At 60.5% G+C, this 23,801-nt stretch carries 22 protein-coding genes and 1 pseudogene; 14 read left to right on the forward strand and 9 right to left on the reverse strand.

Annotated elements, in window-relative coordinates; all coding sequences use genetic code 11:
- Nucleotides 1-50: 50 nt before the first annotated feature.
- Nucleotides 51-698: a TetR/AcrR family transcriptional regulator gene (locus N438_RS18735; RefSeq protein WP_023298366.1), complete on the forward strand. Its 648-nt coding sequence runs from the start codon at nucleotides 51-53 to the stop codon at nucleotides 696-698.
- 621 nt (nucleotides 699-1,319) lie between these two features.
- Here N438_RS18735 and N438_RS18745 read toward each other — a convergent pair.
- Nucleotides 1,320-1,736 (reverse strand): GNAT family N-acetyltransferase, encoded by a 417-nt coding sequence (locus N438_RS18745; RefSeq protein ID WP_008806784.1) that lies wholly within the window; start codon nucleotides 1,734-1,736, stop codon nucleotides 1,320-1,322.
- Here N438_RS18745 and N438_RS28290 point away from each other — a divergent pair.
- On the forward strand, nucleotides 1,711-1,827 hold the full coding sequence (locus tag N438_RS28290; RefSeq protein WP_046882556.1) for a hypothetical protein: 117 nt from the start codon (nucleotides 1,711-1,713) through the stop codon (nucleotides 1,825-1,827). The two genes, N438_RS18745 and N438_RS28290, sit on opposite strands and share 26 nt — an antisense overlap.
- Here N438_RS28290 and N438_RS28295 read toward each other — a convergent pair.
- A pseudogene (locus tag N438_RS28295) lies at nucleotides 1,787-1,908 on the reverse strand (hypothetical protein). The gene N438_RS28290 and the pseudogene N438_RS28295 sit on opposite strands and share 41 nt — an antisense overlap.
- Nucleotides 1,909-2,114: 206 nt before the next feature.
- Here N438_RS28295 and eefA point away from each other — a divergent pair.
- The 8 genes from eefA (at nucleotide 2,115) to N438_RS18790 (ending at nucleotide 12,894) form a co-directional block, all read left to right on the forward strand.
- A complete protein-coding gene (eefA, locus tag N438_RS18755) occupies nucleotides 2,115-3,239 on the forward strand; it encodes a multidrug efflux RND transporter periplasmic adaptor subunit EefA (RefSeq protein ID WP_064143084.1) in 1,125 nt (374 codons plus the stop codon).
- Complete coding sequence (gene eefB / locus N438_RS18760) at nucleotides 3,239-6,346, forward strand: multidrug efflux RND transporter permease subunit EefB (RefSeq protein WP_004151514.1); 3,108 nt, start codon at nucleotides 3,239-3,241, stop codon at nucleotides 6,344-6,346. Before eefA ends, eefB begins: the two co-directional genes overlap by 1 nt.
- Before the next feature lie 3 nt (nucleotides 6,347-6,349).
- The gene (gene eefC / locus N438_RS18765; protein WP_004889164.1) at nucleotides 6,350-7,714 is read left to right on the forward strand and encodes a multidrug efflux RND transporter outer membrane subunit EefC; all 1,365 of its coding nucleotides are present in this window, start codon (nucleotides 6,350-6,352) and stop codon (nucleotides 7,712-7,714) included.
- Between the two features lie 45 nt (nucleotides 7,715-7,759).
- Complete coding sequence (locus N438_RS18770; RefSeq protein ID WP_022065830.1) at nucleotides 7,760-8,923, forward strand: multidrug effflux MFS transporter; 1,164 nt, start codon at nucleotides 7,760-7,762, stop codon at nucleotides 8,921-8,923.
- Between the two features lie 162 nt (nucleotides 8,924-9,085).
- Nucleotides 9,086-9,988, forward strand: a complete 903-nt coding sequence (gene murQ / locus N438_RS18775; protein ID WP_039102660.1) for an N-acetylmuramic acid 6-phosphate etherase — start codon at nucleotides 9,086-9,088, stop codon at nucleotides 9,986-9,988.
- Between the two features lie 24 nt (nucleotides 9,989-10,012).
- Entirely contained in the window at nucleotides 10,013-11,443 is a 1,431-nt protein-coding gene (gene murP / locus N438_RS18780; RefSeq protein ID WP_116696413.1) for a PTS N-acetylmuramic acid transporter subunit IIBC, read from the forward strand.
- 151 nt (nucleotides 11,444-11,594) lie between these two features.
- Entirely contained in the window at nucleotides 11,595-12,497 is a 903-nt protein-coding gene (locus N438_RS18785; RefSeq protein ID WP_002923118.1) for a DMT family transporter, read from the forward strand.
- Nucleotides 12,498-12,603: 106 nt separating this feature from the next.
- Nucleotides 12,604-12,894, forward strand: coding sequence for a YicS family protein (locus N438_RS18790; protein ID WP_002923120.1), 291 nt, complete (start codon nucleotides 12,604-12,606; stop codon nucleotides 12,892-12,894).
- A gap of 3 nt (nucleotides 12,895-12,897) precedes the next feature.
- Here N438_RS18790 and N438_RS18795 read toward each other — a convergent pair whose 3' ends face one another.
- From N438_RS18795 to galB, 4 genes are read right to left on the reverse strand one after another with little or no spacing between them, the layout of a single operon-like run.
- A complete protein-coding gene (locus tag N438_RS18795) occupies nucleotides 12,898-13,761 on the reverse strand; it encodes an NAD(P)-dependent oxidoreductase (RefSeq protein WP_044649852.1) in 864 nt (287 codons plus the stop codon).
- A gap of 2 nt (nucleotides 13,762-13,763) precedes the next feature.
- Nucleotides 13,764-14,849 carry a 4-oxalomesaconate tautomerase gene (locus N438_RS18800; protein WP_016162004.1) on the reverse strand — a complete coding sequence of 362 codons (1,086 nt, stop codon included), beginning with the start codon at nucleotides 14,847-14,849 and terminating at the stop codon, nucleotides 13,764-13,766.
- Nucleotides 14,850-15,563: a 4-carboxy-4-hydroxy-2-oxoadipate aldolase/oxaloacetate decarboxylase gene (locus N438_RS18805; RefSeq protein WP_008806775.1), complete on the reverse strand. Its 714-nt coding sequence runs from the start codon at nucleotides 15,561-15,563 to the stop codon at nucleotides 14,850-14,852.
- Nucleotides 15,560-16,300 carry a 4-oxalmesaconate hydratase gene (gene galB, locus N438_RS18810; RefSeq protein ID WP_008806774.1) on the reverse strand — a complete coding sequence of 247 codons (741 nt, stop codon included), beginning with the start codon at nucleotides 16,298-16,300 and terminating at the stop codon, nucleotides 15,560-15,562. Before galB ends, N438_RS18805 begins: the two co-directional genes overlap by 4 nt.
- A 127-nt stretch (nucleotides 16,301-16,427) precedes the next feature.
- Here galB and N438_RS18815 point away from each other — a divergent pair, with 127 nt between their 5' ends.
- Nucleotides 16,428-17,654, forward strand: a complete 1,227-nt coding sequence (locus tag N438_RS18815; protein ID WP_116696414.1) for a LysR family transcriptional regulator — start codon at nucleotides 16,428-16,430, stop codon at nucleotides 17,652-17,654.
- Here N438_RS18815 and N438_RS18820 read toward each other — a convergent pair.
- From N438_RS18820 to N438_RS18830, 3 genes are all read right to left on the reverse strand, one after another.
- Nucleotides 17,651-18,913: a gallate dioxygenase gene (locus N438_RS18820; RefSeq protein ID WP_008806772.1), complete on the reverse strand. Its 1,263-nt coding sequence runs from the start codon at nucleotides 18,911-18,913 to the stop codon at nucleotides 17,651-17,653. The genes N438_RS18815 and N438_RS18820 overlap by 4 nt on opposite strands.
- 13 nt (nucleotides 18,914-18,926) lie before the next feature.
- Nucleotides 18,927-20,297: an aromatic acid/H+ symport family MFS transporter gene (locus N438_RS18825; RefSeq protein ID WP_008806771.1), complete on the reverse strand. Its 1,371-nt coding sequence runs from the start codon at nucleotides 20,295-20,297 to the stop codon at nucleotides 18,927-18,929.
- Nucleotides 20,298-20,508: 211 nt separating this feature from the next.
- Nucleotides 20,509-21,450, reverse strand: a complete 942-nt coding sequence (locus N438_RS18830; protein WP_032691298.1) for a LacI family DNA-binding transcriptional regulator — start codon at nucleotides 21,448-21,450, stop codon at nucleotides 20,509-20,511.
- A gap of 293 nt (nucleotides 21,451-21,743) precedes the next feature.
- On the opposite strand from N438_RS18830, the gene N438_RS18835 reads away from it, so the two are divergent.
- From N438_RS18835 to N438_RS18845, 3 genes are all read left to right on the forward strand, one after another.
- Complete coding sequence (locus N438_RS18835; protein ID WP_004145041.1) at nucleotides 21,744-22,058, forward strand: PTS sugar transporter subunit IIB; 315 nt, start codon at nucleotides 21,744-21,746, stop codon at nucleotides 22,056-22,058.
- An 11-nt stretch (nucleotides 22,059-22,069) separates the two neighbouring features.
- A complete protein-coding gene (locus tag N438_RS18840) occupies nucleotides 22,070-23,392 on the forward strand; it encodes a PTS cellobiose transporter subunit IIC (RefSeq protein ID WP_008806769.1) in 1,323 nt (440 codons plus the stop codon).
- Nucleotides 23,393-23,489: 97 nt separating this feature from the next.
- The gene (locus N438_RS18845; protein ID WP_004205145.1) at nucleotides 23,490-23,792 is read left to right on the forward strand and encodes a PTS lactose/cellobiose transporter subunit IIA; all 303 of its coding nucleotides are present in this window, start codon (nucleotides 23,490-23,492) and stop codon (nucleotides 23,790-23,792) included.
- The last annotated feature ends 9 nt before the right edge of the window (nucleotides 23,793-23,801 follow it).

Here is a 23,801-nt window from a genome sequence, read left to right on the forward strand (position 1 = left end):
ATAATTAATATTTAGTGAAAGAATGAGTTGGGTCAAGAGATCGCCATACCATGACAGCACAAAAGGATCAGGATGCCCCCCGCCGCCCGGGTCGGCCGCGCGGTAAAAAACCGGATACTGCCAATCGCGAACAGCTGATGGACATTGCCCTGATGCTGTTTGCCCGCGACGGGGCGGGCCGCGTATCGTTGAACGCCATCGCCAAAGAGGCCGGGGTGACGCCGGCGATGCTGCATTACTACTTCAGTTCCCGGGATGCGCTGGTGACCCAGCTGATTGAGGAGCGCTTTATGCCGCTGCGCAATCACATCAGCCGCATTTTTGTCGATCATCCGCAGGATCCGGTGCTGGCGCTGACGATGATGGTCGAGACGCTGGCGCATATGGCGGAGAAAAACGCCTGGTTTGCGCCGCTGTGGATGCAGGAGATCATCGGCGAGATGCCGATCCTGCGTCAGCATATGGATGCCCGCTTCGGCGAGGAGCGTTTTCAGGTGATGCTGGAGACGGTGCGTCGCTGGCAGCTGGAGGGCAAGATCAATCCGGCGCTGTCGCCGGAGCTGCTGTTTACCACGGTGATTAGCCTGGTGCTGGTGCCATTTTCACGCATTCACAGCGATCCGCGTTTACAGGCGGTCAACCGCCAGACCATCATCAGCCACGCGCTGGCGTTAATGGGCCACGGCGTCGGAGGTTAAGGCGTGGTTTTGACGCTTTTGTAGCCCGGATAAGGCGCCACGCGCCGCCATCCGGGAGTTTCCCTGCTCGCGCTACGCTTAGCAGGGCTACAACTTCTATGTTAATTCCCGGCAGATTGCGCTCCCGGTTGATCTTCTGCGTTATGTCTCTTATGCCGCAGGGAGCGCACAGGGGGCGGCCAGTCGCCGCCGCCCCCTGTACCCCCGGGCTCCGGCCAGCAAAATCGCCGCTACGCGGTCCCTTCGACTTATCCCTGCAGGCTTCGGGTCGGGCCGAGGCAGCGTCCGTGCAAAACACGGCCCTCAGCCCGCATCCATGCGGGCTGCCCCGGCCTTCCGGGAACGTCTCAGCGATTTTGAGGCCGCCAGCACCGGCAGTTTCAGTCGCGCAAGTGGGTATATCAATAACAGGCCGCACGAACCCCAGGACGGGTAAGGCGACAGGCGCCACCCGGCAAGAATACTGGTGCCGTGCCTGATATCCTGCCCGGCGGCGCTGCGCTTGCCGGTCCTGGGTGGGGCGAAACGACGGGAGGACTGCGTAGGCCGGATAAGGCATTTATGCCGCCATCCGGCACAACCACAGGTAGGGTACCTGACCGCCCGGGGATACCAGGATCGTTACAGCGCCTTCGACAAATAGTGGCGCTGCATGCCCGCGTGGGGGAAGTCGGGCAACGACATCTGCAGCTGATAGCCTAATTTCTGATAAAACGGCAGCGCCTGGAAGCTAAAGGTATCCACCAGCAGATGGCTGCAACCTAGCGCCTGCGCCTGCTGTTCCGCCTCCTGCATCAGCTCGCTCCCCAGCCCGCGCCCGCGCGTCGCCTCGCTAACCCACAGATACTCAATGCACAGCCAGTTGCCCTTGCGTTTGGCAATCAGCCCGCCCTGCATCACCCCTTGCGCATCGCGGGAGTAAACCCCCAGATCGCCAAACTGCGCCGCATCGAGATACTGCTGATTATACTGCCGCAGACCGGCAAACAATTCTTGTTGATCGTCGGGATTAATGCTTTTTGTAATGATTAGTGTCATTAACTATCTCCAGTATCGCGATGCCGAATGGTTATTTTCCCACTCCACTTTCACAAAATATTCTTATTTTCTCCATGATTATTTGCCTTAATTTTTTGCGTTCTAAAAGTAAGCAAAAAAACCTTTCCATTATCGCGGCGGATCGTATAATGGAGAAAATGAGAATGATCATTCTCACCACAAAACCAGAGGAGATGCGCTTTTCACCTCCTGAAGACCGAAGAGGTTGGCTTCAACGGAGACACAATAACAATCACGTTCAGGAACATCTGTGTTCCTTTTTTGTCATTTTCGCTCACCCGAAAATGCCTCAGCGCCCAACCTATTCCCTCGTTTTTAAATAAACGGGGCGGACGTCTTATATCTTGAGAAAATATAATGAAATACATCATAGCTCCCATCGCGACAGCATTATTTCTCCTTAGCGGATGCGATAATGCGCAGACATCTGCCCCGCAGCAACCCACGCCGGAAGTGGGCGTGGTCACCCTGCAAAGCCAGCCGGTGCCGGTAGTCAGCCAGCTCACCGGCCGCACCACCGCCTCGCTCAGCGCCGAAGTTCGCCCCCAGGTGAGCGGCATCATCCAGAAGCGCCTGTTTACCGAAGGCGATATGGTGAAGGCCGGGCAGGCCCTTTACCAGATCGATCCCTCCAGCTATCGCGCGACCTGGAACGAAGCGGCGGCCGCGCTGAAACAGGCCCAGGCGCTGGTGGTCTCCGATTGCCAGAAGGCCCAGCGCTACGCGTCGCTGGTCAGGGATAACGGCGTTTCCCGCCAGGATGCCGACGACGCCGCCTCCACCTGCGCCCAGGACAAGGCCAGCGTGGAATCGAAGAAAGCGGCGCTGGAGAGCGCGCGCATCAACCTGAACTGGACCACCGTCACCGCACCGATAGCCGGGCGCATCGGCATCTCGTCGGTTACGCCGGGGGCGCTGGTCTCCGCCGATCAGGATACCGCGCTGGCGACGATCCGCGGGCTCGACACCATGTATGTCGATCTGACGCGATCCAGCGTCGATCTCCTGCGTTTACGCAAACAAAGCCTGGCCAGCAACAGCGACACCCTCAGCGTGACGTTAACCCTGGAAGATGGCAGTACCTACCAGGAAAAAGGGCGTCTGGCGCTCACCGAAGTCGCCGTCGATGAATCCACCGGCTCGGTGACCCTGCGCGCTATCTTCCCCAACCCGCAGCACGTCCTGCTACCGGGGATGTTCGTCCGCGCGCGCATCGATGAAGGCATCATGAACGACGCGATCCTCGCCCCACAACAGGGGATCACCCGCGATGCCAAAGGCGACGCCACGGCGCTGGTGGTCGATGCCGCCAACAAAGTTGAGCAGCGTACCGTGGAAACCGGCGACACCTATGGCGATAAATGGCTGGTGCTGAGCGGCCTGAAAGCAGGCGATAAGCTGATTGTCGAAGGCACCAGTAAAGTGGCCCCCGGACAGACAGTGAAGGCCGTTGCCGTCAACAATAACGGAGGCAATGCCTGATGTTCTCCCGTTTCTTCGTGCGTCGCCCGGTCTTTGCCTGGGTGATCGCCATTCTGATTATGCTCGCCGGGGTGCTGGCGATCCGCACTCTGCCGGTAGGCCAGTATCCTGACGTCGCCCCGCCGGCGGTGAAAATCTCCGCCACCTATACCGGGGCGTCCGCCGAAACCCTGGAGAACAGCGTCACCCAGGTGATCGAGCAGCAGCTTACCGGCCTCGACCATCTGCTCTACTTCAGCTCCACCAGCAGCTCCGATGGCTCGGTCAGCATCACCGTCACCTTTGAGCAAGGGACCGACCCGGACACCGCCCAGGTGCAGGTGCAAAACAAAGTCCAGCAGGCGGAATCGCGGCTGCCGAGCGAAGTCCAGCAGTCCGGCGTAACGGTGGAAAAATCGCAGAGCAGCTTCCTGCTGATCCTCGCGGTGTATGACAAAACCAATCGCGCCACCAGCTCCGATATCTCCGACTGGCTGGTCAGCAATATGCAGGACCCGCTGGCGCGCGTGGAGGGTGTCGGCAGCCTGCAGGTATTCGGCGCCGAATACGCGATGCGCGTCTGGATGGACCCGACCAAACTCGCCTCCTACTCGCTGATGCCTTCCGACGTTCAGTCGGCGATTGAGGCGCAGAACGTGCAGGTTTCCGCCGGTAAAATCGGCGCGCTACCGTCGTCCAATGCCCAGCAATTGACCGCCACCGTGCGCGCGCAATCCCGGCTGCAAACCCCTGACCAGTTCAAAGCGATCATCGTGAAAAGCCAGGCCGACGGCTCGGTAGTGCGCCTGAGCGATGTCGCGCGGGTGGAGATGGGCAGCGAGGATTATACCGCCACCGCCAATCTGAACGGCCATCCGGCCGCCGGGATCGCGGTGATGATGGCCCCCGGCGCCAACGCGCTGGACACCGCGACCCTGGTGAAAAGCAAAATCGCCGAATTCCAGCGTCAGATGCCGCAGGGCTACGATATCGCCTATCCGAAGGACAGCACCGAGTTCATCAAAATCTCGGTCGAGGATGTGATTCAGACCCTGTTCGAAGCGATCATTCTCGTGGTCTGCGTGATGTATCTGTTCCTGCAGAACTTCCGCGCGACGCTCATTCCGGCGGTGGCGGTGCCGGTGGTGCTGCTTGGCACCTTTGGGGTGCTGGCGCTGTTCGGCTACTCGATTAACACCCTGACGCTGTTCGCCATGGTGCTGGCGATCGGCCTGCTGGTGGATGACGCCATCGTGGTGGTGGAAAACGTCGAGCGCATTATGCGCGACGAAGGGCTCCCCGCCCGCGAAGCCACCGAAAAATCGATGGGCGAAATCTCCGGCGCGCTGGTGGCGATCGCCCTGGTGCTGTCGGCGGTGTTCCTGCCGATGGCCTTCTTCGGCGGATCGACCGGGGTCATCTATCGCCAGTTCTCGGTAACCATTATTTCGGCAATGATGCTGTCGGTGGTGGTGGCGCTAACCCTCACCCCGGCGCTGTGCGGCGCGCTGCTCAGCCACTCCAAACCACACACCAAAGGGTTCTTTGGCGCCTTTAACCGCCTGTGGGGGCGCACGGAAGCAGGCTACCAGCGCCGCGTACTCGGCGGCCTGCGCCGGGGCGCAGTGATGATGGGCGCTTACGCGTTGATTTGCGGGGCGATGGCGCTGGCGATGTGGAAGCTGCCGGGCAGCTTCCTGCCGGTGGAGGACCAGGGGGAGATCATGGTCCAGTACACCCTGCCCGCCGGGGCCACCGCGGTGCGTACCGCTGAGGTGCGCCGCCAGGTGACCGACTGGTTCCTCACCAAAGAGAAAGCCAATACCGACGTCATTTTCACCGTCGACGGCTTCAGCTTTAGCGGCAGCGGCCAGAACGCCGGGATGGCCTTCGTGTCGCTGAAAAACTGGTCGCAGCGCAAAGGGGACGACAATACCGCCCAGGCCATTGCCCTGCGCGCCACCAAAGAGCTGGGGACGATCCGCGACGCCACCCTGTTCGCCATGACCCCGCCGTCAGTGGACGGTCTCGGGCAGAGCAACGGCTTCACCTTCGAACTGATGGCCAGCGGCGGTACCGACCGCGACAGTCTGATGAAGCTGCGCAGCCAGCTGCTGGCGGCGGCCAACCAGAGCAGCGAGCTGCAGTCGGTGCGCGCTAACGATCTGCCGCAGATGCCGCAACTGCAGGTGGATATCGATAATAACAAAGCCGTCTCGCTGGGGCTGTCGCTGAGCGATGTGACCGATACGCTCTCCAGCGCCTGGGGCGGTACCTACGTGAATGACTTTATCGATCGCGGCCGGGTGAAAAAGGTCTATATCCAGGGCGAAAGCGACGCGCGCGCGGTGCCGTCGGACCTCGGCAAATGGTTCGTTCGCGGCAGCGATAACAGCATGACGCCGTTCTCCGCCTTCGCCACCACCCACTGGCAATACGGCCCGGAAAGCCTGGTGCGCTACAACGGCTCCGCCGCCTTTGAGATCCAGGGCGAAAACGCCGCCGGCTTCAGCTCCGGCGCGGCGATGGACAAGATGGAAAAGCTGGCCGACAGCCTGCCGGCGGGCTCCACCTGGGCGTGGAGCGGCATTTCGCTGCAGGAAAAGCTCGCCAGCGGCCAGGCGATGAGCCTCTACGCCATCTCGATTCTGGTGGTGTTCCTGTGCCTGGCGGCGCTGTATGAGAGCTGGTCGGTGCCGTTCTCGGTGATCATGGTTATCCCGCTCGGCCTGCTCGGCGCGGCGCTGGCGGCGACGCTGCGCGGTTTAAGCAACGACGTCTACTTCCAGGTGGCGCTGCTGACCACCATCGGCCTGTCGTCGAAAAACGCCATCCTGATCGTGGAGTTCGCTGAATCCGCCGTGGATGAGGGGTATTCGCTCTCCCGGGCGGCGATCCGTGCCGCGCAGACCCGTCTGCGCCCGATTGTCATGACCTCGCTGGCGTTTATCGCCGGGGTACTGCCGCTGGCCATCGCCACCGGCGCCGGAGCCAACAGCCGCGTGGCGATCGGCACCGGCATCATCGGCGGCACCCTGACGGCCACCCTGCTGGCGGTGTTTTTCGTACCGCTGTTCTTCGTGCTGGTGAAACGTCTCTTCACCCGCCAACGTCCTTCTCAGGAGTAAGGTATGTTTCGTTTGAGTTTTATGTTTATCGCGCTCCTGACCGCGGGCTGCGTCTCGCTTGACCCGCATTATGATCGCCCGGCCGCGCCGGTGCCGGCCACCCTGCCCGGGGCGCACGGCGAATCGACGGCGGTGGTCGGCGACTGGCAGAAAGTGGTCAATGACGCGCGGCTGAAAAAAGTGGTCAGCATCGCGCTAAACAGCAACCGCGATGTGCAAAAAGCGCTGGCCGATATCGAGGCCGCGCGCGCCCAGTACGGCGAGACGCGGGCGTCGCTGTTTCCCACTGTCGATGCCGAGCTGAGCCATACCCGCAGCAAAACGGTAGCCAGCGGCCTGAGCTCCGCTTCGCAGGCCGACGGCGCGGTCTCCAGCTTCGAACTGGACTTGTTCGGCAAGAACCAGAGCCTGTCGCGCGCGGCGCGCGAAACCTGGCTTGCCAGCGAATTCACCGCGCAGAATACCCGGCTGACGATGATTGCCGATTTGACCACCGCCTGGGTGACGCTGGCGACGGATAACAGCAATCTGGCGCTGGCGCAGCAGACCATGGACAGCGCAGCAAACTCGCGCAACATCGTCGCCCGCCAGATGGCGGTGGGTACCGCTTCCGCCGGCGATGTAAGCTCGGCGGAAAGCGTCTATCAGCAGGCCCGCGCCAGCGTCGCCAGCTATCGCACGCTGGTGGCGCAGGATAAAAACGCCATTAACCTGCTGGCGGGGGAAACCGTGCCGGAGAGCCTGTTGCCCGGCACCCTCGAGAGCCTCGGGGATAACAGCATCGCGCTGGTGCCGGCGGGCGTGTCGTCGTCGGTGCTGCTGCGCCGGCCGGACATTCAGGAAGCGGAGCACAATCTGAAGAGCGCCAATGCCGATATCGGCGCGGCGCGGGCGAACTTCTTCCCGTCGATTTCCCTGACCGCCAGCGCCGGGGTCGGCAGCGACTCGCTGTCGTCGCTGTTCAGCCACGGGATGCAGGTGTGGTCGTTCGCCCCCTCCATCAGCCTGCCGCTGTTCACCGGCGGCAGCAACCTGGCGCAGCTGCGCTATGCGGAAGCGGAGAAAAAGGGGCTGATCGCCACCTACGAGAAATCGATTCAGAGCGCCTTTAAGGACGTTGCCGATGCGCTGGCGCGCCGGGAAACGCTGAGCGAAGAGCTCGATGCCCAGCGGCAGTACGTCGCCGCCGAGCAGACATCGCTGGATATCGCCATGAAGAGCTATCAGGCCGGAGTCGGCGATTATCTGTCGGTGCTTACGGCCCAGCGCACGCTGTGGTCGGCGAAGACGACGCTGCTGTCCCTGCAGCAGACCGACCTCAATAACCGGATCACCCTCTGGCAGTCGCTGGGCGGCGGCGCCAGTTAATTTCACCCGCCGGGCGGCCGCGCCCGGCTTCTGTAAGGAATCGTTATGCCACGTGTTTCCCTCTCCTGGGCGCTGATCCTCGGCCTGCTGTCAGGTATCGGCCCGCTGTGCACGGATTTTTATCTGCCGGCGCTGCCGGAGATCACTCAGCAGCTGCAGGCCACCAGCACCCAGACCCAGCTGTCGCTGACCGCCGCGCTGATTGGCCTCGGCCTGGGTCAGCTGTTTTTCGGCCCGCTGAGCGATCGCATTGGCCGCCTGAAACCGCTGGCGCTGTCTCTGCTGCTGTTTATCTTTGCTTCAGCGATGTGCGCCCTGACCCGGGATATCAACATGCTGATTGTCTGGCGCTTTTTACAGGGCTTCGCCGGCGCCGGCGGCTCGGTGCTGTCGCGATCCATCGCCCGCGATAAATACCAGGGCACCCTGCTGACCCAATTTTTCGCCCTGCTGATGACGGTGAACGGCATTGCGCCGGTGCTGTCCCCGGTGCTGGGCGGCTACGTTATCACCGCCTTCGACTGGCGAATTCTCTTCTGGACGATGGCCGCCATCGGCGGCGTGCTGCTGGTGATGAGCCTGACGATCCTGCGGGAAACGCGCCCGGCCACAGCAACGCATGCCGCCCGCCAGCAACGCGGCCAGCCGGTGCTGAAAAATCGCCGCTTTCTGCGCTTCTGCCTGATTCAGGCCTTTATGATGGCCGGGCTGTTCTCTTACATCGGCTCCTCTTCCTTCGTGATGCAGAGCGAATACGGCATGAGCGCCATGCAGTTCAGCCTGCTGTTCGGTCTGAACGGTATCGGGCTGATTATCGCGGCAATGATCTTTTCCCGCCTGGCGCGCCGCTTTAACGCCGAAAGCCTGCTGCGCGGCGGCCTGACGCTGGCCGTGAGCTGTGCGGCGATCATGCTGCTGTTTGCCTGGCTGCAGCTGCCGGTGCTGGCGCTGGTCGGCCTGTTCTTTACCGTGTCGCTGATGAGCGGCATCAGCACCGTCGCTGGCGCGGAGGCGATGAGCGCCGTCGATGCCGCGCAGTCCGGGACCGCGTCCGCGCTGATGGGCACCCTGATGTTTGTCTTCGGCGGCATCGCCGCGCCGCTGGCAGGCCTCGGCGGTGAAACGATGCTGAAAATGAGCCTCGCGATGGCCATCTGCTACCTGCTGGCGCTGCTGCTGGGCCTCAGCAAACCGCGCAGCGCGCGCTAATCTCCTGCTGCGGTAATAAAATATTCCAGATTTATTACCGCACTATTTCCCGCCATACCTACCATTCTCCTATTATTCTCCGCGTACTAATCGTGATACTCTTCACAGGCAAGGAATAAATAATTCCTTATACTGCGCGCCACTGAGAATAACGAGGTTTCTATGAGTATCGACCTGAGCAAACTGCTGACCGAGCGACGCAACGCCAACAGCGCCAACATTGACACCCTCTCCACCCTCGACATGCTGACGGTGATAAACCAGGAAGACCAGCAGGTAGCCCAGGCGATTACGCCCTATCTGCCGCAGATTGCCGAGGTGGTGGATAAGGTCGCGACGGCGCTGCAGGCCGGTGGCCGCTTGATTTATATCGGCGCGGGTACCTCAGGGCGTCTGGGGATCCTCGATGCCAGCGAATGCCCGCCAACCTTCGGCACCCGCCCGGAGCAGGTGGTGGGGATCATCGCCGGCGGACATAAAGCGATTCTCAGCGCCGTGGAAAACGTGGAAGACAACAAAGCGCAGGGGGCGATGGATCTGCAGAACCTGAACTTCAGCCACCGCGATGTGCTGGTGGGACTGGCGGCCAGCGGACGCACGCCGTACGTCATTGGCGCCATGGAATACGCCCATAGTCAGAATGCCTTTGTCGCCATCGTCAGCTGTAACCCGCATGGCGAAATGGCCCAGCTGGCGGATGTGGCGATCACCCCGGTGGTCGGCCCGGAAGTGGTCACTGGCTCTACCCGCCTGAAAGCCGGTACCGCGCAGAAGCTGGTGCTGAACATGATCTCCACCGGGGCGATGATCCGCGTCGGCAAGGTGTACAGCAACCTGATGGTCGACGTCGAAGCGACCAACGCCAAGCTGATTGAGCGCCAGGTCTCTATCGTGATGGAGGCGACCGACTGCGATCGTCCCACTGCCCGGAAGGCGCTGGAGGCCTGCGGCCGCCACTGTAAAACGGCGATCGTGATGGTGCTGGCGGACTTAAGCGCCGCAGAGGCGCAGTCGCTGCTGACGAAAAACAACGGCTATATCCGCAAGGCGCTCAGCAACACCTGAGCACCGACAGACAGGTAACGGGCAATGGCAAAAATAACGAAAGAGATGATAGCGCGGATCCTCGCCCACGTAGGCGGCGCCGCAAACGTCGCGCAGGCGGGCAACTGCATGACGCGCCTGCGCTTGACCCTGCGCGATGAAAGTCTGGCCGACAGCGCCGCCATCCGCCAGATTGACGGCGTAATGGGGGTGATCGTCAGCGACGAGCAGTTCCAGGTGGTGCTCGGCCCCGGCAAGGCGCAAACCGCCGCCGAGATGATGAACGTCCAGCTGGAGGAGGCGCCCGCCGCGCCGTCGCTGGCCGACGTCGCGGCAGAGAAAAAGCAGGCGCTGAAGGGCAAGCAGACCAGCGCGGTGCAGAAGTTTCTCGCCAAATTCGCCATCATCTTTACGCCGCTGATCCCCGGCTTTATCGCCGTCGGGCTGCTGCTGGGCTTCGCCACCCTGGCGGAACAGGTTTTCGTGCTGGAGAACGCCCATCCGAACGCCAGCCTGGTGGCGCTGATTGGCTATATGAAGGTCTTCAGCAAAGGGATGTTCACTTTCCTGAGTATCCTGATTGGCTATAACGCGCAGAAGGCGTTCGGCGGCTCCGGCGTGAACGGCGCAATTATCGCCTCGCTGTTCGTGCTGGGCTACAACCCGGAGGCGACCAGCGGCTTCTACGCCGGCATTTCCACCTTCTTCGGCCACGGCATCGATCCGCGCGGCAATATCATCGGCGTATTGATCGCCGCTATCCTTGGGGCGTGGGTTGAACGCCAGGTGCGGCGGGTAATGCCGGCCAACCTCGATATGATCCTCACTTCGGCGGTGACGCTGCTGATCATGGGCGCGGTGACCTTTACGGTGATCATGCCGATTGGCGGCTGGTTGTTTACCGGCATGTCGTGGCTGTTCCTGCATCTTAACGGCAACCCGTTTGGCTCGGCGGTGCTGGCCGGCCTGTTCCTGCTGGCGGTGATGTTCGGCGTCCATCAGGGGTTTGTCCCGGTCTATTTTGCGCTGGTGGACGCCCAGGGCTTTAACTCGCTGTTCCCGATCCTGGCGATGGCCGGGGCCGGGCAGGTGGGGGCGGCGCTGGCGCTATTCTGGCGGGCGAAGCGCGATTCGCTGCTGCGAACCCAGATTAAAGGGGCGATTATTCCGGGCTTCCTCGGGATTGGCGAGCCGCTGATCTACGGCGTCACCCTGCCGCGGATGAAGCCGTTTGTCACCGCCTGCCTCGGCGGCGCCTGCGGCGGGTTCTTCGTCGGACTGATCGCCTGGCTGGGGCTGCCGGTCGGCCTGAACACGGTGTTCGGCCCGTCCGGGCTGGTGGCGCTGCCGCTGATGACCTCCGGCAGCGGAATTTACGCCGGGATGGCGGTCTACGCCGGCGGGCTGGCGGTCTCCTACCTGTGTGGCTTTGTCCTCACCTGGCTGTTCGGCAGTAAAAATGTCGATTTAAGTTAGAACGCGACTGTCGGGTAGTGCCCGGTGGCGGCTTCGCCTTACCGGGCCTGCAACATCGTTACGCCGCCGCGCCCGACTACCATTTCCTGCCCCGCCGCCCGGGCTGGCGCATGCTATGATTCCCCTTTGTCATATTTCGCTTGAGGAAAAGATGGGCTCCAGCAAAAAAGGGATGCTGAACGTACTGATTGCCGCCGTGCTGTGGGGCAGTTCCGGGGTGTGTGCGCAGTTTATTATGCAGGAAAGCCAGATGTCGTCGCCGTTTCTGACCATGACGCGTCTGCTGTTCGCCGGGCTGATCCTGTTGATGCTCGGCTTTGTTCACGGCGACCGCATTTTCCGCGTGCTGCAAAACCGCCGCGACGCCCTCAGCCTGCTGTTTTTCTCGCTGTTTGGCGCGTTAACCGTGCAGTTCACCTTTCTGATGACCATTGAAAAATCCAATGCCGCCACGGCCACGGTGCTGCAGTTCCTGTCGCCTACGATCATCGTCGCCTGGTTCGCCCTCGCCCGCAAAGCGCGTCCCACTCCGCTGGTGCTGGGAGCTATCTGCACCTCGCTGGCGGGCACCTTTCTGCTGGTGACCCACGGCAACCCAACGACGCTGTCGATTTCGCCGGCGGCGCTGTTCTGGGGGATCGCCTCGGCGTTTGCCGCCGCGTTTTATACCACCTATCCCTCGACGCTGATTGCCCGCTACGGGACGCTGCCGATCGTCGGCTGGAGCATGCTGTTCGGCGGCGCGATGCTGCTGCCGTTTTACGGCGGCCAGGGCACCGATTTTGTGGTGAACGGTAGCCTGCTGTTAGCCTTTTTCTACCTGGTGGTGATCGGTACTTCGCTGACCTTCAGCCTTTATCTTAACGGCGCGCAGAAAATTGGCGGCGCGAAGGCCGGGATCCTCAGCTGCGCCGAACCGCTGAGCAGCGCCCTGCTGTCGCTCCTGCTGCTGGGGATCACCTTCACGCTGCCGGACTGGCTGGGCACTCTGCTGATCCTCGCGTCGGTGGTGCTGATCGCCATCGACTCGCGGCGGCGGGTGAGAGCCGCCTGAGCAGGCGATAAAAATTGCATTTTCAATAAGTTAAACTGACCACTATTTGCGTGTTTTCGCGCCTGCGCATATAGTTGACGGAAGCGATTACGGAAGGAGAAGCCTGATGAAAGCATGTTGGATGGTATGCCTGGTCACCGCCCTGAGCGCCACGTCGGCGTGGGCCGAATCACCGCTGCAAAGCCTGCAGTTCGAGCAGCAAAAACAGCAGGTGCTCAAAGCGGTGAAGGAAAAATGCGCGCCAGCAAGCCACCTCAGCGATAACGATTTTGCCAATAAAGTGCTGGCGACCGACGGTAACAAGAACGCGGTCCGCGAAGCAACGCTGGCGAAAGAGCGCAATAACCAAAAAAGCTACCAGGCCGCAATCGACAAAATCGTCTGTCCGGCCAAATAGCGGTTATTTCAGCCTGGCGACCAGCGTTTTCCAGTCAAACGGCGTCAGCTGCCTGTAGCTCAGGCTACGGGCGGCCATCTGCTCCGGCAGCTGGCGCTGGCTTTTCGCGATCGCCTCGCTCATTATCCCGGCGCTCCCCACGTCACGCAGGGTTTTCACCACCTCTTCCATCTCTTCGCTGCGCCGAATGCCATGTTCCGCCACCCGGCTGATCAGATAGTCGGGGAACGCTCCTGTCCAGCCCAGAGAGGGGAAACTATGATGCAAGGAACTAAGCACCTCCTCCTCGACGCCATATTCACGGGCCGCGAACAGGCATTCTGTGGTGAGCGCTTCAAGACCTTTGATCATCACGCTACGGCACATTTTTATCGCCGACACCTGGCCCACCGTACTGGCGCCATAGCGGGCATTCAGCCCCAGCCCCTGCAGACGCGGCGCGATCGCCTCCGCCTGCGGCCCGCCGATCAATAACGGTGTCTGCAATCGGGCCGGCGGTACCGGCGCCATCACCGCGACATCGATGTAGGCGCCGGGCAGAAAATGTTCAGCCGCCTGCCGTTTCGTCTCCGGCGCCACGGAGTTGAGATCGAGGAAGTATTGCCCCGGCTGCAGCAGCGCGGCCGCCTGCTGCGCCACCTTTAGCGCCTCACCCGCGGTCACAGTAGAAAAAACCAGCGTGGCCCCCTCCAGCGCCTGCGCCAGCGAACTTCCCACCTGAACGCGCGAGTCACGGGCTTTTTTGCCCATCGCCTCTCGCGCCGGGCCATTGAGCTTGCAATCCCAAATGGTCACCGTATTCTCACGGGCCAGATCCGCCGCCAGAATGCCACCCGCCTCGCCAAAACCAATAAACGCGATCGTCATCATTACTCCTCACGCGGCCAGACGCGGGCCGGAATAAAAACCTCGCCAGCAAACAGCAATCGCGCCGTGCGTAACAGGCCGCAGCCAGCCAGGGCGCCGTCAGCATCAAGCTGAAGCGTTACGCTAAATTCGCCTGTCGGATGCTCAACGCTGAGCAGCGGCGTATCGCCTGGCGCTACCTGCGCCAGGCCCTGCGCGACAGAGCCGGGGAGCAGACAAGCGCTGGCCACGCTCACCGCGCCAAACACGCCGATTGACGCGTGGCAGCGGTGCGGGATAAAGGTGCGGCTGCTGATGGCGCCGCCGTGTCGCGGTTCGGCGATCAGGGTCATCTTGGGCACCGTGCGCTGGCTGACGTCGCCAAGCTGCATCAGCGGCCCGGCCTGCAGGCGAATCGACTCCAGGCGACGTTTAAGCGCATCGTCATTATCCAGCTGTTCGCGCGTCTCATAGCCGGTGCAACCGAGGTCGGAAGCGCGCAGCAGGATCACCGGCATACCGTTATCGATGCAGGTCACCTCAACGCCGTCAAAACGGTCACGAACCCGGCCGGTCGGCAGCAGCGCCCCGCAGCTGGAGCCCGCCACATCAAGAAAATGGAGCAGGATCGGGCTGGCGCTGCCCGGCACGCCATCGATACGACTCTCGCCGGCGTAGTCGACCCCGTCGGCATCGCAGGGGATCTCTGCCACCGCCAGTTGCCCCGTGTTCTCCATATAAATACGCACCCGAGTGAGCGGCGCATCGTGGCGAACCAGACCACGCTCGATGGCGAAAGGGCCAACGGCGGCGAGAATATTGCCGCAGTTTTGGCCGTAATCCACGGTGGCCGCCGCCACGTTCACCTGGGCAAACAGATAGTCCACATCGGCGTCAGGCCGTGCGGAGCGGCGGATAATCGCCACTTTACTGGTCAGCGGATCGGCGCCGCCGATCCCGTCAATTTGCCGGGGATCAGGCGAGCCCATCACCGCCAGCAGCACCGCATCACGTTGCACCGGATCGGCAGGCAGATCGTCAGCCAGAAAACAGGCTGCCTTCGAGGTGCCGCCGCGCATCCATAGACAGGGGATTCCGCGTTGCGCCATTTATTCCTCCACCTCGTCTGCGCGGTCGTAATACCGCAGCCCCTTTTCCGCCAGACGCGGGCGCATCGCGTAAATATCCAGCCCCAGCTCGCCATGGCGCATCCGCTCACGCTTCGCAAGCTCATTGCTCATACGGGCTTCCGCTTTATCGAGCACATCACGGACCTGCGCGTGAGGCAGCACCACGACGCCATCGTCGTCGGCCACCACGACATCGCCCGGCTGCACAAGCTGGCCTGCGCAAATCACCGGGACGTTAACCGAACCGAGGCTCTCTTTCACCGTTCCCTGGGCATAAACCTGACGGGACCAGACGGCGAATCCCATCTCCCGCAAAGTCTGCGAATCACGAATGCCGATATCGCCCACCAGACCGACCACGCCGCGCGATTGGAGAGACGTCGCCAGCAGATCGCCGAAGAAGCCATCGCCGCACGGCGACGTCGGGGCCACCACCAGAATATCGCCGGCGCGGCACTGCTCGACCGCCACATGAAACATCCAGTTGTCGCCTGGCGTCACCAGCACGGTTACCGCGTTGCCCGCCCGGCTGACGCCCTGCTGAATCGGACGGATTGCCGGCCCCATCAGCCCCTGACGATCCCAGGCTTCATGGAGCGTCGCCACCCCGGCCGCCTCACAGCGGCGCAAAACCGCCTCGTCATGGCGCGGCAGATGGCGGATCACAAGGCCTTTTTTATTTAACAGGTTCATGCCAGGTTCTCCGTTACGCGGGGGAAGATGCTCTGGAAGGCTTCGCCGTGAACGATATCGCGCGCGGCCGTGATGCCGATATTGCGTTTGGCCTGCACTCCGCGCTGCAGCGCCACGCGGGTGTAGTATTCCCACAGATGCTCCTGACCCTGCATGCACTGAATGGCCTGATACTTCTTCTCCCAGACGGCGGTGATGTCCAGTAACACATCGGGTTTCCAGTTGCACTGCTCCGGCTGGTGCGGTTCGAAACAGTAAACCGGGGGAGCAGCGACAATTTTCTCGCCGGGGCGATAGCCTTCTGCCTGAGCGATAATCCGAGCCTCCTGCGCCAGATGGGAGGCCAGCGGATGATCGTAGTTATAGGGATCGTGCAGGGAGTGCGTCAGGACAAAGTGGGGCTGGATACGGCGATACACATCCGCCAGACGAAACAGCGTCTCTTTATCGGCGCGCAGCGGATAGTCGCCGATATCAAAGAATTCGACGCTGGCGCCCAGGATCTCAGCGGCGGCCTGCGCCTCTTCGCGACGCACCTGCTTCACCGCCTCCTCGGTCATGTTGCCTTTGCGCCACAGTTTGGCGGACTCGCCGCGCTCGCCAAAGGATAAACAGACCACATGGACCTGATAGCCCTGCAGGGCATGCAGCGCTATCGCACCGCCCGCGCGCCAGACGAAATCGGCTGAGTGGGCGCTGACGACAAGGGCACTTTTTTCGCTAACCGGATGAGACATGATGGCTTCCTCTGTTGTTTTTTTCAGCTTGTCATGTCCCGTCGCAGGGAGGTAATTCGTTAACTTGCGAAGGCTATGATTTTTATTTATGTTGTCGACTCACTCACTGTTTCAGGCCTGACGAACCATGCTGAAGAAAAAGCACGATAAAATCATAAATATCATGCAGCTGCGCTTTTTCTGTCAGGTCGCGCTGCGCGGCAGCGTCTCGCGTGCGGCCGATGACTTATTCCGCACGCAGTCAGCGATAACTCGGGCGATCCGCGACCTTGAAGCCGCGTTGAACGTCACGCTGTTCGAACGCCATTACAGCGGCATGGTGCCCACCGAGTATGGCAAGTGCATCCTGCCGCGCGCCCGGCGGGCGATTGACGACCTGCAGGCCATCCCGGCGCTGTTGCAGAAACACCATACCCGCAGCAGCGGCCCGCTGGCGGACGCCGGCTGGCTGTTCAATACCCGCCGGTTAGCCATATTTATTCAGCTCTATCACGTCAACCATACCCAAACCGTCGCGCAACAGTTGGGGATCACCCAGCCGGCGGTCAGCGCCGCGCTGAAGGTCCTGGAGAAAGGGGCGGATTCGGCGCTATTTCGCCGGACGCCAGAAGGGGTGCGCCCCACGCCCGCCGCGGAGCTACTCTATCCCCCGGTAAGCAGAGCGCTCAACGAGCTGGAAAACATCTGGAGCGATATCGCCGCCCGTCGCGGGGTGCTGGAGGGCACCGTGCGCATTGGCGCCCTGCCGCTGAGCCGGACCCGGCTACTGCCCTCCGCCATCGCCGCCTTTCTGGCCCAGCACCCGGGCATTACCCTCATGACCAATGAAAGCCCGTATGAGTCGCTGGTCGCCGATATGCGGGCAGGTAATATCGATTTTATTATCGGCGCCCTGCGTCAGGATGAAGATCTCCCGGACCTCTGTAGCGAGGCGTTATTCGAAGAGGATATGTTGATTTTACTGCGTAATAACCACCCGCTGCTGCGCCATCCGGATCCGCGCAGCCAGCTGGCGACCGCGCAATGGGTGCTGCCGCGCGCCAACGCGCCGGCGCGCCATTTGCTGGATAAGGCGTTTGTCACCCTGGGGCTGCCGCTGCCCCAGCCGACGGTGGAGACCGGGGACGCGGCGATGGTGCGAGGATTGCTGCAGGACTCCGACATGCTGGCGGCGGTCTCCGCCAGCCAGATGCGTTTTGAGACAGACAATGGGCTGCTCAGCGTGTTGCCGGTCCCCCTGCCCGATACCACCCGGCGTATCGGGCTGACGTTTCGCGCCGGCAGCCTGCCCTCCCCGGCGACGCAGGCGCTGTTGCGTTTTATCTATCAGCAGGTTCAGGACGGGACCGTTTAACGTTTACCCGCCACCGAATAGGTTACCTGTTGGTTGCGCGTTTGCTGAAACGCCTCCAGCGTCTGCCCGCGCATCGCGGCGTAAATATGCAGGTTGGATACGCCGACCACCGCGCCCATTTTCTCCAGCAGGAAGAAACTGGCGCCATACTGAATCAATCCCCGCCAGTCGCGTGCGTTGAGCAACTGCTGTTCCTCCTCACTCAGTCCGGCTTCGGCATAAAGCGACTGAGGCGACTGCAGAAAACGTTCGCGCCAGGCAGGCTCAATCAGCCGATGCAGGAAACGGTTAAGCCGCAAGCCATTCAGGCTGCGCTCGTGGGTAAAAGGATAGGTTCCCGGCAGTTTCTCCACCCCGGCCAGCTGCTGCGCCATATGCTGGCGATGGCGCGTCAGGGTATCGACGGGGGGCAGGCGCGCATTGTTCTCAAGGATCAGCGTGGCGATACCGGTCATCGACGGCAGGTAATAGTCGCGCCAGGTTTCGGTGACATTGGCTGATAGCGCGCCGCGCATCACCAGCCACATGATCACTTCGGACCCCTCCATCCCCCCCAGCTCAGCATATTCGCCAAGGGTCATTTCGGTGAGCTTTTCCGGGTCATTAACCAGCATGTCAACAAACTGGGCATCCCAGTCGGGATTATTAAATCCGCAGCGCTCGCCATGAACCTGATGCGAGAGCCCGCCGGTCGCGACAATCGCCACATTGATATCTTCCGGGAAGCTTTCAATTGCCCGGCGCAGCGCCTGGCCGAGTTTGTAACAACGGCGCGCGCTCGGTACCGGAAATTGCAGCACGCCGATCTGTAACGGGATCACCGCCGTCGGCCACCCCTGCGCTTCATCCCAGGGCAGCAGCGCCGAAAGCGGCGAGAAAAGGCCGTGGTCGAGCTTTTTATCCATAAAGAACGACATATCAAACTCATCGGCCATCAGGCTGGCGCCAATGTGCCTTGAGAGCGCCGCATTGCCCTGGACCGGCGGCAGACAGCGTGGTCCGCCGCCTTCATCGGCAACGTCATATTGACTGTCGATTCCCAGCGTAAAAGTCGAATAGTGATCGAAGAAAAAGGCGGTCACATGATCATTAAAGATGTACACCAGCGCATCCGGTTTTTTCTCCTCCAGCCAGCGCTGCAGCGGTTCGAAGCTCTGGAAGATCGGCGACCACGCCGGATCCTGCTGTTTATGATGATCGACCGCGAAGCCGATAGTCGGGGTATGAGAGACGGCGATACCGCCGAGAATGTTAGCCATCAGATAACTCCACTTATCGGTGTTCCAGGGGGGATGACAAAGCGTCCAGTTCTGCCTCTGTGAGTCGAGGCTTAGCGTGATTCATACGGTGCAACAAAATACAGATCCCCGCCAGGCAGGCCGGCAGCGCAAGCACCAAAAAGATCGACGAGTGTCCCGGCACGGCCAGCATCAGCATCCCACCCAGCGTGGAGCTGAGAATAGCCCCGGTACGGCCGATACCATGCATCCAGCTGACGCCGGTAGCACGGATCTCGGTTTGATAATAGGCTGGCGAATAGGCCTGCAGACCGTTCTGCGCGCCGTTAATGCACATCCCGCTGATAAAAATCAGCACCGACAGCGCCGCCGATCCGAAATCCATCAACCCCTGGGACAACAGGCACAGGCAGCCGAGGAAATAGGTTGCCGCAATCACGGCTTTCGCCGAAGCACGATCCATCAGCATACCGACAAGGATCCCGCCCAGCGGGCCGCCGAGCTGGAACAAGCCGGTCATCATCGCCGCCTGCTGCAGCGACAGCCCGCCGGAGCGGAGAATGGTTGGCAGCCAGCCGTTCAGCAGATATATCACGAACAGCCCCATAAAATAGGTCAGCCACAGCGCTATCGTGCCGCGGGCATAGCCATGCCGAAACAGCTGCGCCACTTTATTGCTGCGCGTGATGGGCGGCGCATTCAACTGAAAAACGGTTTCCGCCGTAAACTGGCCCCCAAGCCGGTTAAGCGCCCTGGCGATCTGCTCGCCCGGTAGCCGGCGCGCCACCATGTTCATCGCCGACTCCGGTAACATCACGATCATAAAGGGGAGCACCACGAGCGGCAGCACGCCGCCAAAAATCAGCGCCGAGTGCCAGCTGTAATGCGATAACAAACCGGCGGCGATAAAGCCGCCGAGGCCGGAACCCACGTTAAAACCGCTGTACATCAGGGTGATCATCACCCCTTTACGCCGCTCCGGCATATATTCCGCCACCAGCGTGACGCAGTTGGGCATCACCGCGCCAAGGCCAAGGCCAGTAAGAAAACGCATCAGCGCCAGCTGTGATGGGCTTTGCGCCACGGCGCCGGCCAGGCTGAACAACGCAAACAGCGCCACCGACCAGAGTAAAATGCGTTTTCGGCCGTAGCGGTCAGAAAGCGGGCCCGCCACCAGGGCGCCAATGGCGACGCCGAACATGGCCGCCCCAAGAATCGGCCCCATTTCAGCCCGGCTGATGCCCCAGTCCTCAATGAGCGCCGGGGCGACAAAGCCCATCACCGCGGCGTCATACCCATCCAGCATAATGATGATGAAACAGAGCAGCAGCACGTTCCATTGAAAGCGCGAGACCGGACGGGCATCTATCCACGCTTTCACATCGACAACGTTCATGTGATTCATAGGGTCACTTCCTTAAGCAGGCGGTACGAATGTTCTGGTTAGTGTTTTTTGAGTGGAACTTTCGTACTCAACTTAAGGCAGGTCACGCAGGCTGTCCGGTTCGAAAACCCGGCGTCAGATATGAGTTTTATTTATAATGTGAGGGATACGACAAAAACCAGCCAGCAAAAAACCCGCAGCCAACGGCGGCGGGTCAGGGCAAGAGCGGTGTTCAGTGCTTCGGAATAATTAAATCGCCGCGCAGCGGGCTGCCGCCCGGGTTGTCCGTTTTCTCGGTCAGCCAGTTGACGATCCGCGACGCCATCGCGTCCATGGAATATTCAATGGCCGGAATGGTGGGGATACCGGGCAGCTGTAACGATCCGGCGAGGCTAAACACCATCACATTTTGCGGAACGGCGCGGTTAAACGCCTGCAGCTGCGGCACCACGCGCTGCGCCTGCTGCTCATCGCTCACCAGCAGCGCGTTAAAGTTCAGCGTCGTGGCGTTATTGACCAGCTCCTGGACCGCCACCGACGGCGAGGTGTTATCCAGAAACACCAGGTTGCGATTAAACGGCAAAAAGTTTTTTTCCAGCGCGTGCTTGTAGCCCAGCAGCACCTGATCGGCAAAGCCGCTGCTCTGCGGATGAATCAGCGCAATCTGCCGTCTGCCCTGGCTAATCAGATAGTGGCAGGCGGTTTCGGCAGCGAAGGCATGATCGAACTGAATGCTGTTGTCGCCCTCGCTGTCGAGGCAGTCCACCAGCACCACGTCCGGGCGGTTAATATTCAGGGGAAAACGCGCGCCGATGATCAGCACGTTATCGCACAACCCGCAGGTCAACTCCTCCAGCGAGCTCATCACGCCGTTGCTGGTGTTGGCGAAGCGCAGCAGCAGGTGCTTCTGGTGCTGGCTGAGCTGTTTTTCCAGGGCGTAGAGATAGCTGGTGGTTTGGTTGATGTTGTCCTGGGCGCAGATGACGCCGATACAGCCGGTGGACTGACTGAGCAACGACTGGGCTATCATGTTTGGCCGGTAATTGAGCGCTTCCGCCGCCTGCAGCACCGCCTGACGACTGGCTTCCTTCACGCCACGTGAGCCGCTCAACACTCGCGACACCGTGGCTTTGGAAACCCCGGCAAGTCGTGAAACATCATTGATTGTCGACATCATTTTCCCCTGCGCGGGCGCCGCGTCCCGCCAAAATCCTGTAAACCTGAATCGCTTCAATTGTGACCAGCGCAGTATATCCATTTCACCATTTGTTTGGAAACCGATTTTCCATTTCAGCGCAAAACATCGCCAAATCGACAGAATAATGTGAGCGAAATCCAATAAATCCGCCCCATAAGCAGGAGATCTTGACCACTATCACAGTTCTGCTTTTTATGAATGGAAACCGGTTTCCGTCTGATATCAAATCATCCACGCAATAACTTTTTACATTTTGAGGATGGTCGTCGATGTACAAGATTATGCTGTGCTGCTCTGCCGGGATGTCCACCAGTCTGCTGGTCAGAAAGATGGTGGAGGCGGCGAATGAACGTGACCTGCCGGTGCAGATTGATGCCTATGGCGTTTCCGAATTTGACATGCAGTTTCCGCAGTATCAGGTGGTGTTGCTTGGCCCCCAGGTGAAATACATGTTGAAAACCCTGTCTGACAAAGCGGCTTCCCTGAACATTCCCGTTCAGCCCATCGATACGATGGACTACGGTATGCAGCGGGGAGACAACGTCCTGAATTATGCTCTGTCGCTGATCCCAGCGGCGCACTGAGAGGTGTTGAAATGAGTTCTCTGTATCAGTCCATGATTGCCGTGATCGAGCAATCTATTACTCCGCTGGCAGGACGCCTTGGGCAGCAGAAATACGTTATCGCGATCCGCGATGGCTTCACTGCCGCCTTGCCGTTTATGATCATCGGCTCTTTCATGCTGGTATTTATCTTTCCGCCGTTTTCACCCGATACCACCAACGGCTTTGCCCGCGGCTGGCTTGATTTCTCCCAGCACTACCGCGAACAGCTGATGCTGCCGTTTAACCTCAGCATGGGCGTGATGACCTTCTTTATCTCGGTCGGCATTGGCGCCAGCCTCGGTCGTCAGTTTCAGCTCGATCCGGTAATGTCCGGTCTGCTGGCGTTTATGGCCTTCCTGCTGGTCGCCGCGCCTTATGCCGATGGCAAAATTTCCACTCAGTATCTGTCCGGTCAGGGCATTTTCACCGCGCTGATCACCGCCATCTACTCCACCCGCGTTTATGCGTGGCTGAAGCAAAACAACATTACGATTCGTCTGCCGAAAGAGGTCCCCACCGGCGTCGCCCGTTCGTTTGAAATCCTGATCCCGGTGCTGGTGGTCATTGCGACTCTGCATCCGCTGAACCTGTTTATCGAAGCGCAGACCGGGATGATCCTGCCGCAGGCGATCATGCATCTGCTGGAGCCGCTGGTTTCCGCCTCCGACTCGCTGCCGGCGATTTTGCTCTCCGTTCTGATGTGCCAGATTTTCTGGTTCGCCGGGATCCACGGCTCACTGATTGTTACCGGCATTATGAACCCGTTCTGGATGGCCAACCTGTCGGCAAACCAGGCGGCGCTGGCGGCGGGTACGGTGCTGCCGCACGTCTATCTGCAGGGCTTCTGGGATCACTATCTGCTGATTGGCGGCGTCGGTTCGACCCTGCCGCTGGCTTTCCTGCTGCTGCGTAGCCGGGCCACGCATCTGCGCACCATCGGCAAGATGGGCATTGTGCCGAGCTTCTTTAATATCAACGAGCCGATTCTGTTCGGGGCGCCAATCATCATGAACCCGATGATGTTTATCCCCTTCGTCTGCGTGCCGATGGTCAACGCGGTGCTGGCTTACGGCGCGACGCGTCTTGGCTGGCTGAGCCAGGTGGTGTCGCTGACGCCGTGGACCACGCCGGCACCGATTGGCGCGTCGTGGGCGGCCAACTGGACCCTGAGTCCGGTGGTGATGTGCGTTATCTGCATGGTGATGTCGGCGGTCATTTACCTGCCGTTCCTGCGCGCCTATGAACGTTCCTTAATGAAAACCGAAGTTGAGAAAGCCAAAAATAGCGTTCCGGTGGCAGAAACCGTTAGCTAATCCCTCCCCTTCCGGAGAGATAATAAGATGACAGCGTAATAATGCAGAAAATGGACTTTCACTGCATTATTAAATAATAAATACCTCAGGAATACACATGATTGAATTAGAAGATGCGGTAATGGAAATTATCGTTAATGCGGGACAGTCACGCTCATTATGTTTTGAAGCGTTGCATGCGGCCCGAACCGGAAATATCGACGAAGCGCGCTTACTCTTAAATGAGGCCGACGGCTACGCCCGCCGGGCGCATCAGATGCAGACCCAGCTCATCGAGCAGGATGCCGGTGAAGCGCGTCAGCCTATGACGCTGATTATGGTACATGCCCAGGATCATCTGATGAACTCGCTGCTGGCCCGTGAGTTCTCAGAAGAATTAATCCATCTGTACCAGCGTTAATTAATATGG

It is taken from the genome of Klebsiella sp. GL120222-02 (assembly GCF_003097195.1).
GTDB classification, from domain to species: Bacteria; Pseudomonadota; Gammaproteobacteria; order Enterobacterales; family Enterobacteriaceae; genus Klebsiella; species Klebsiella variicola.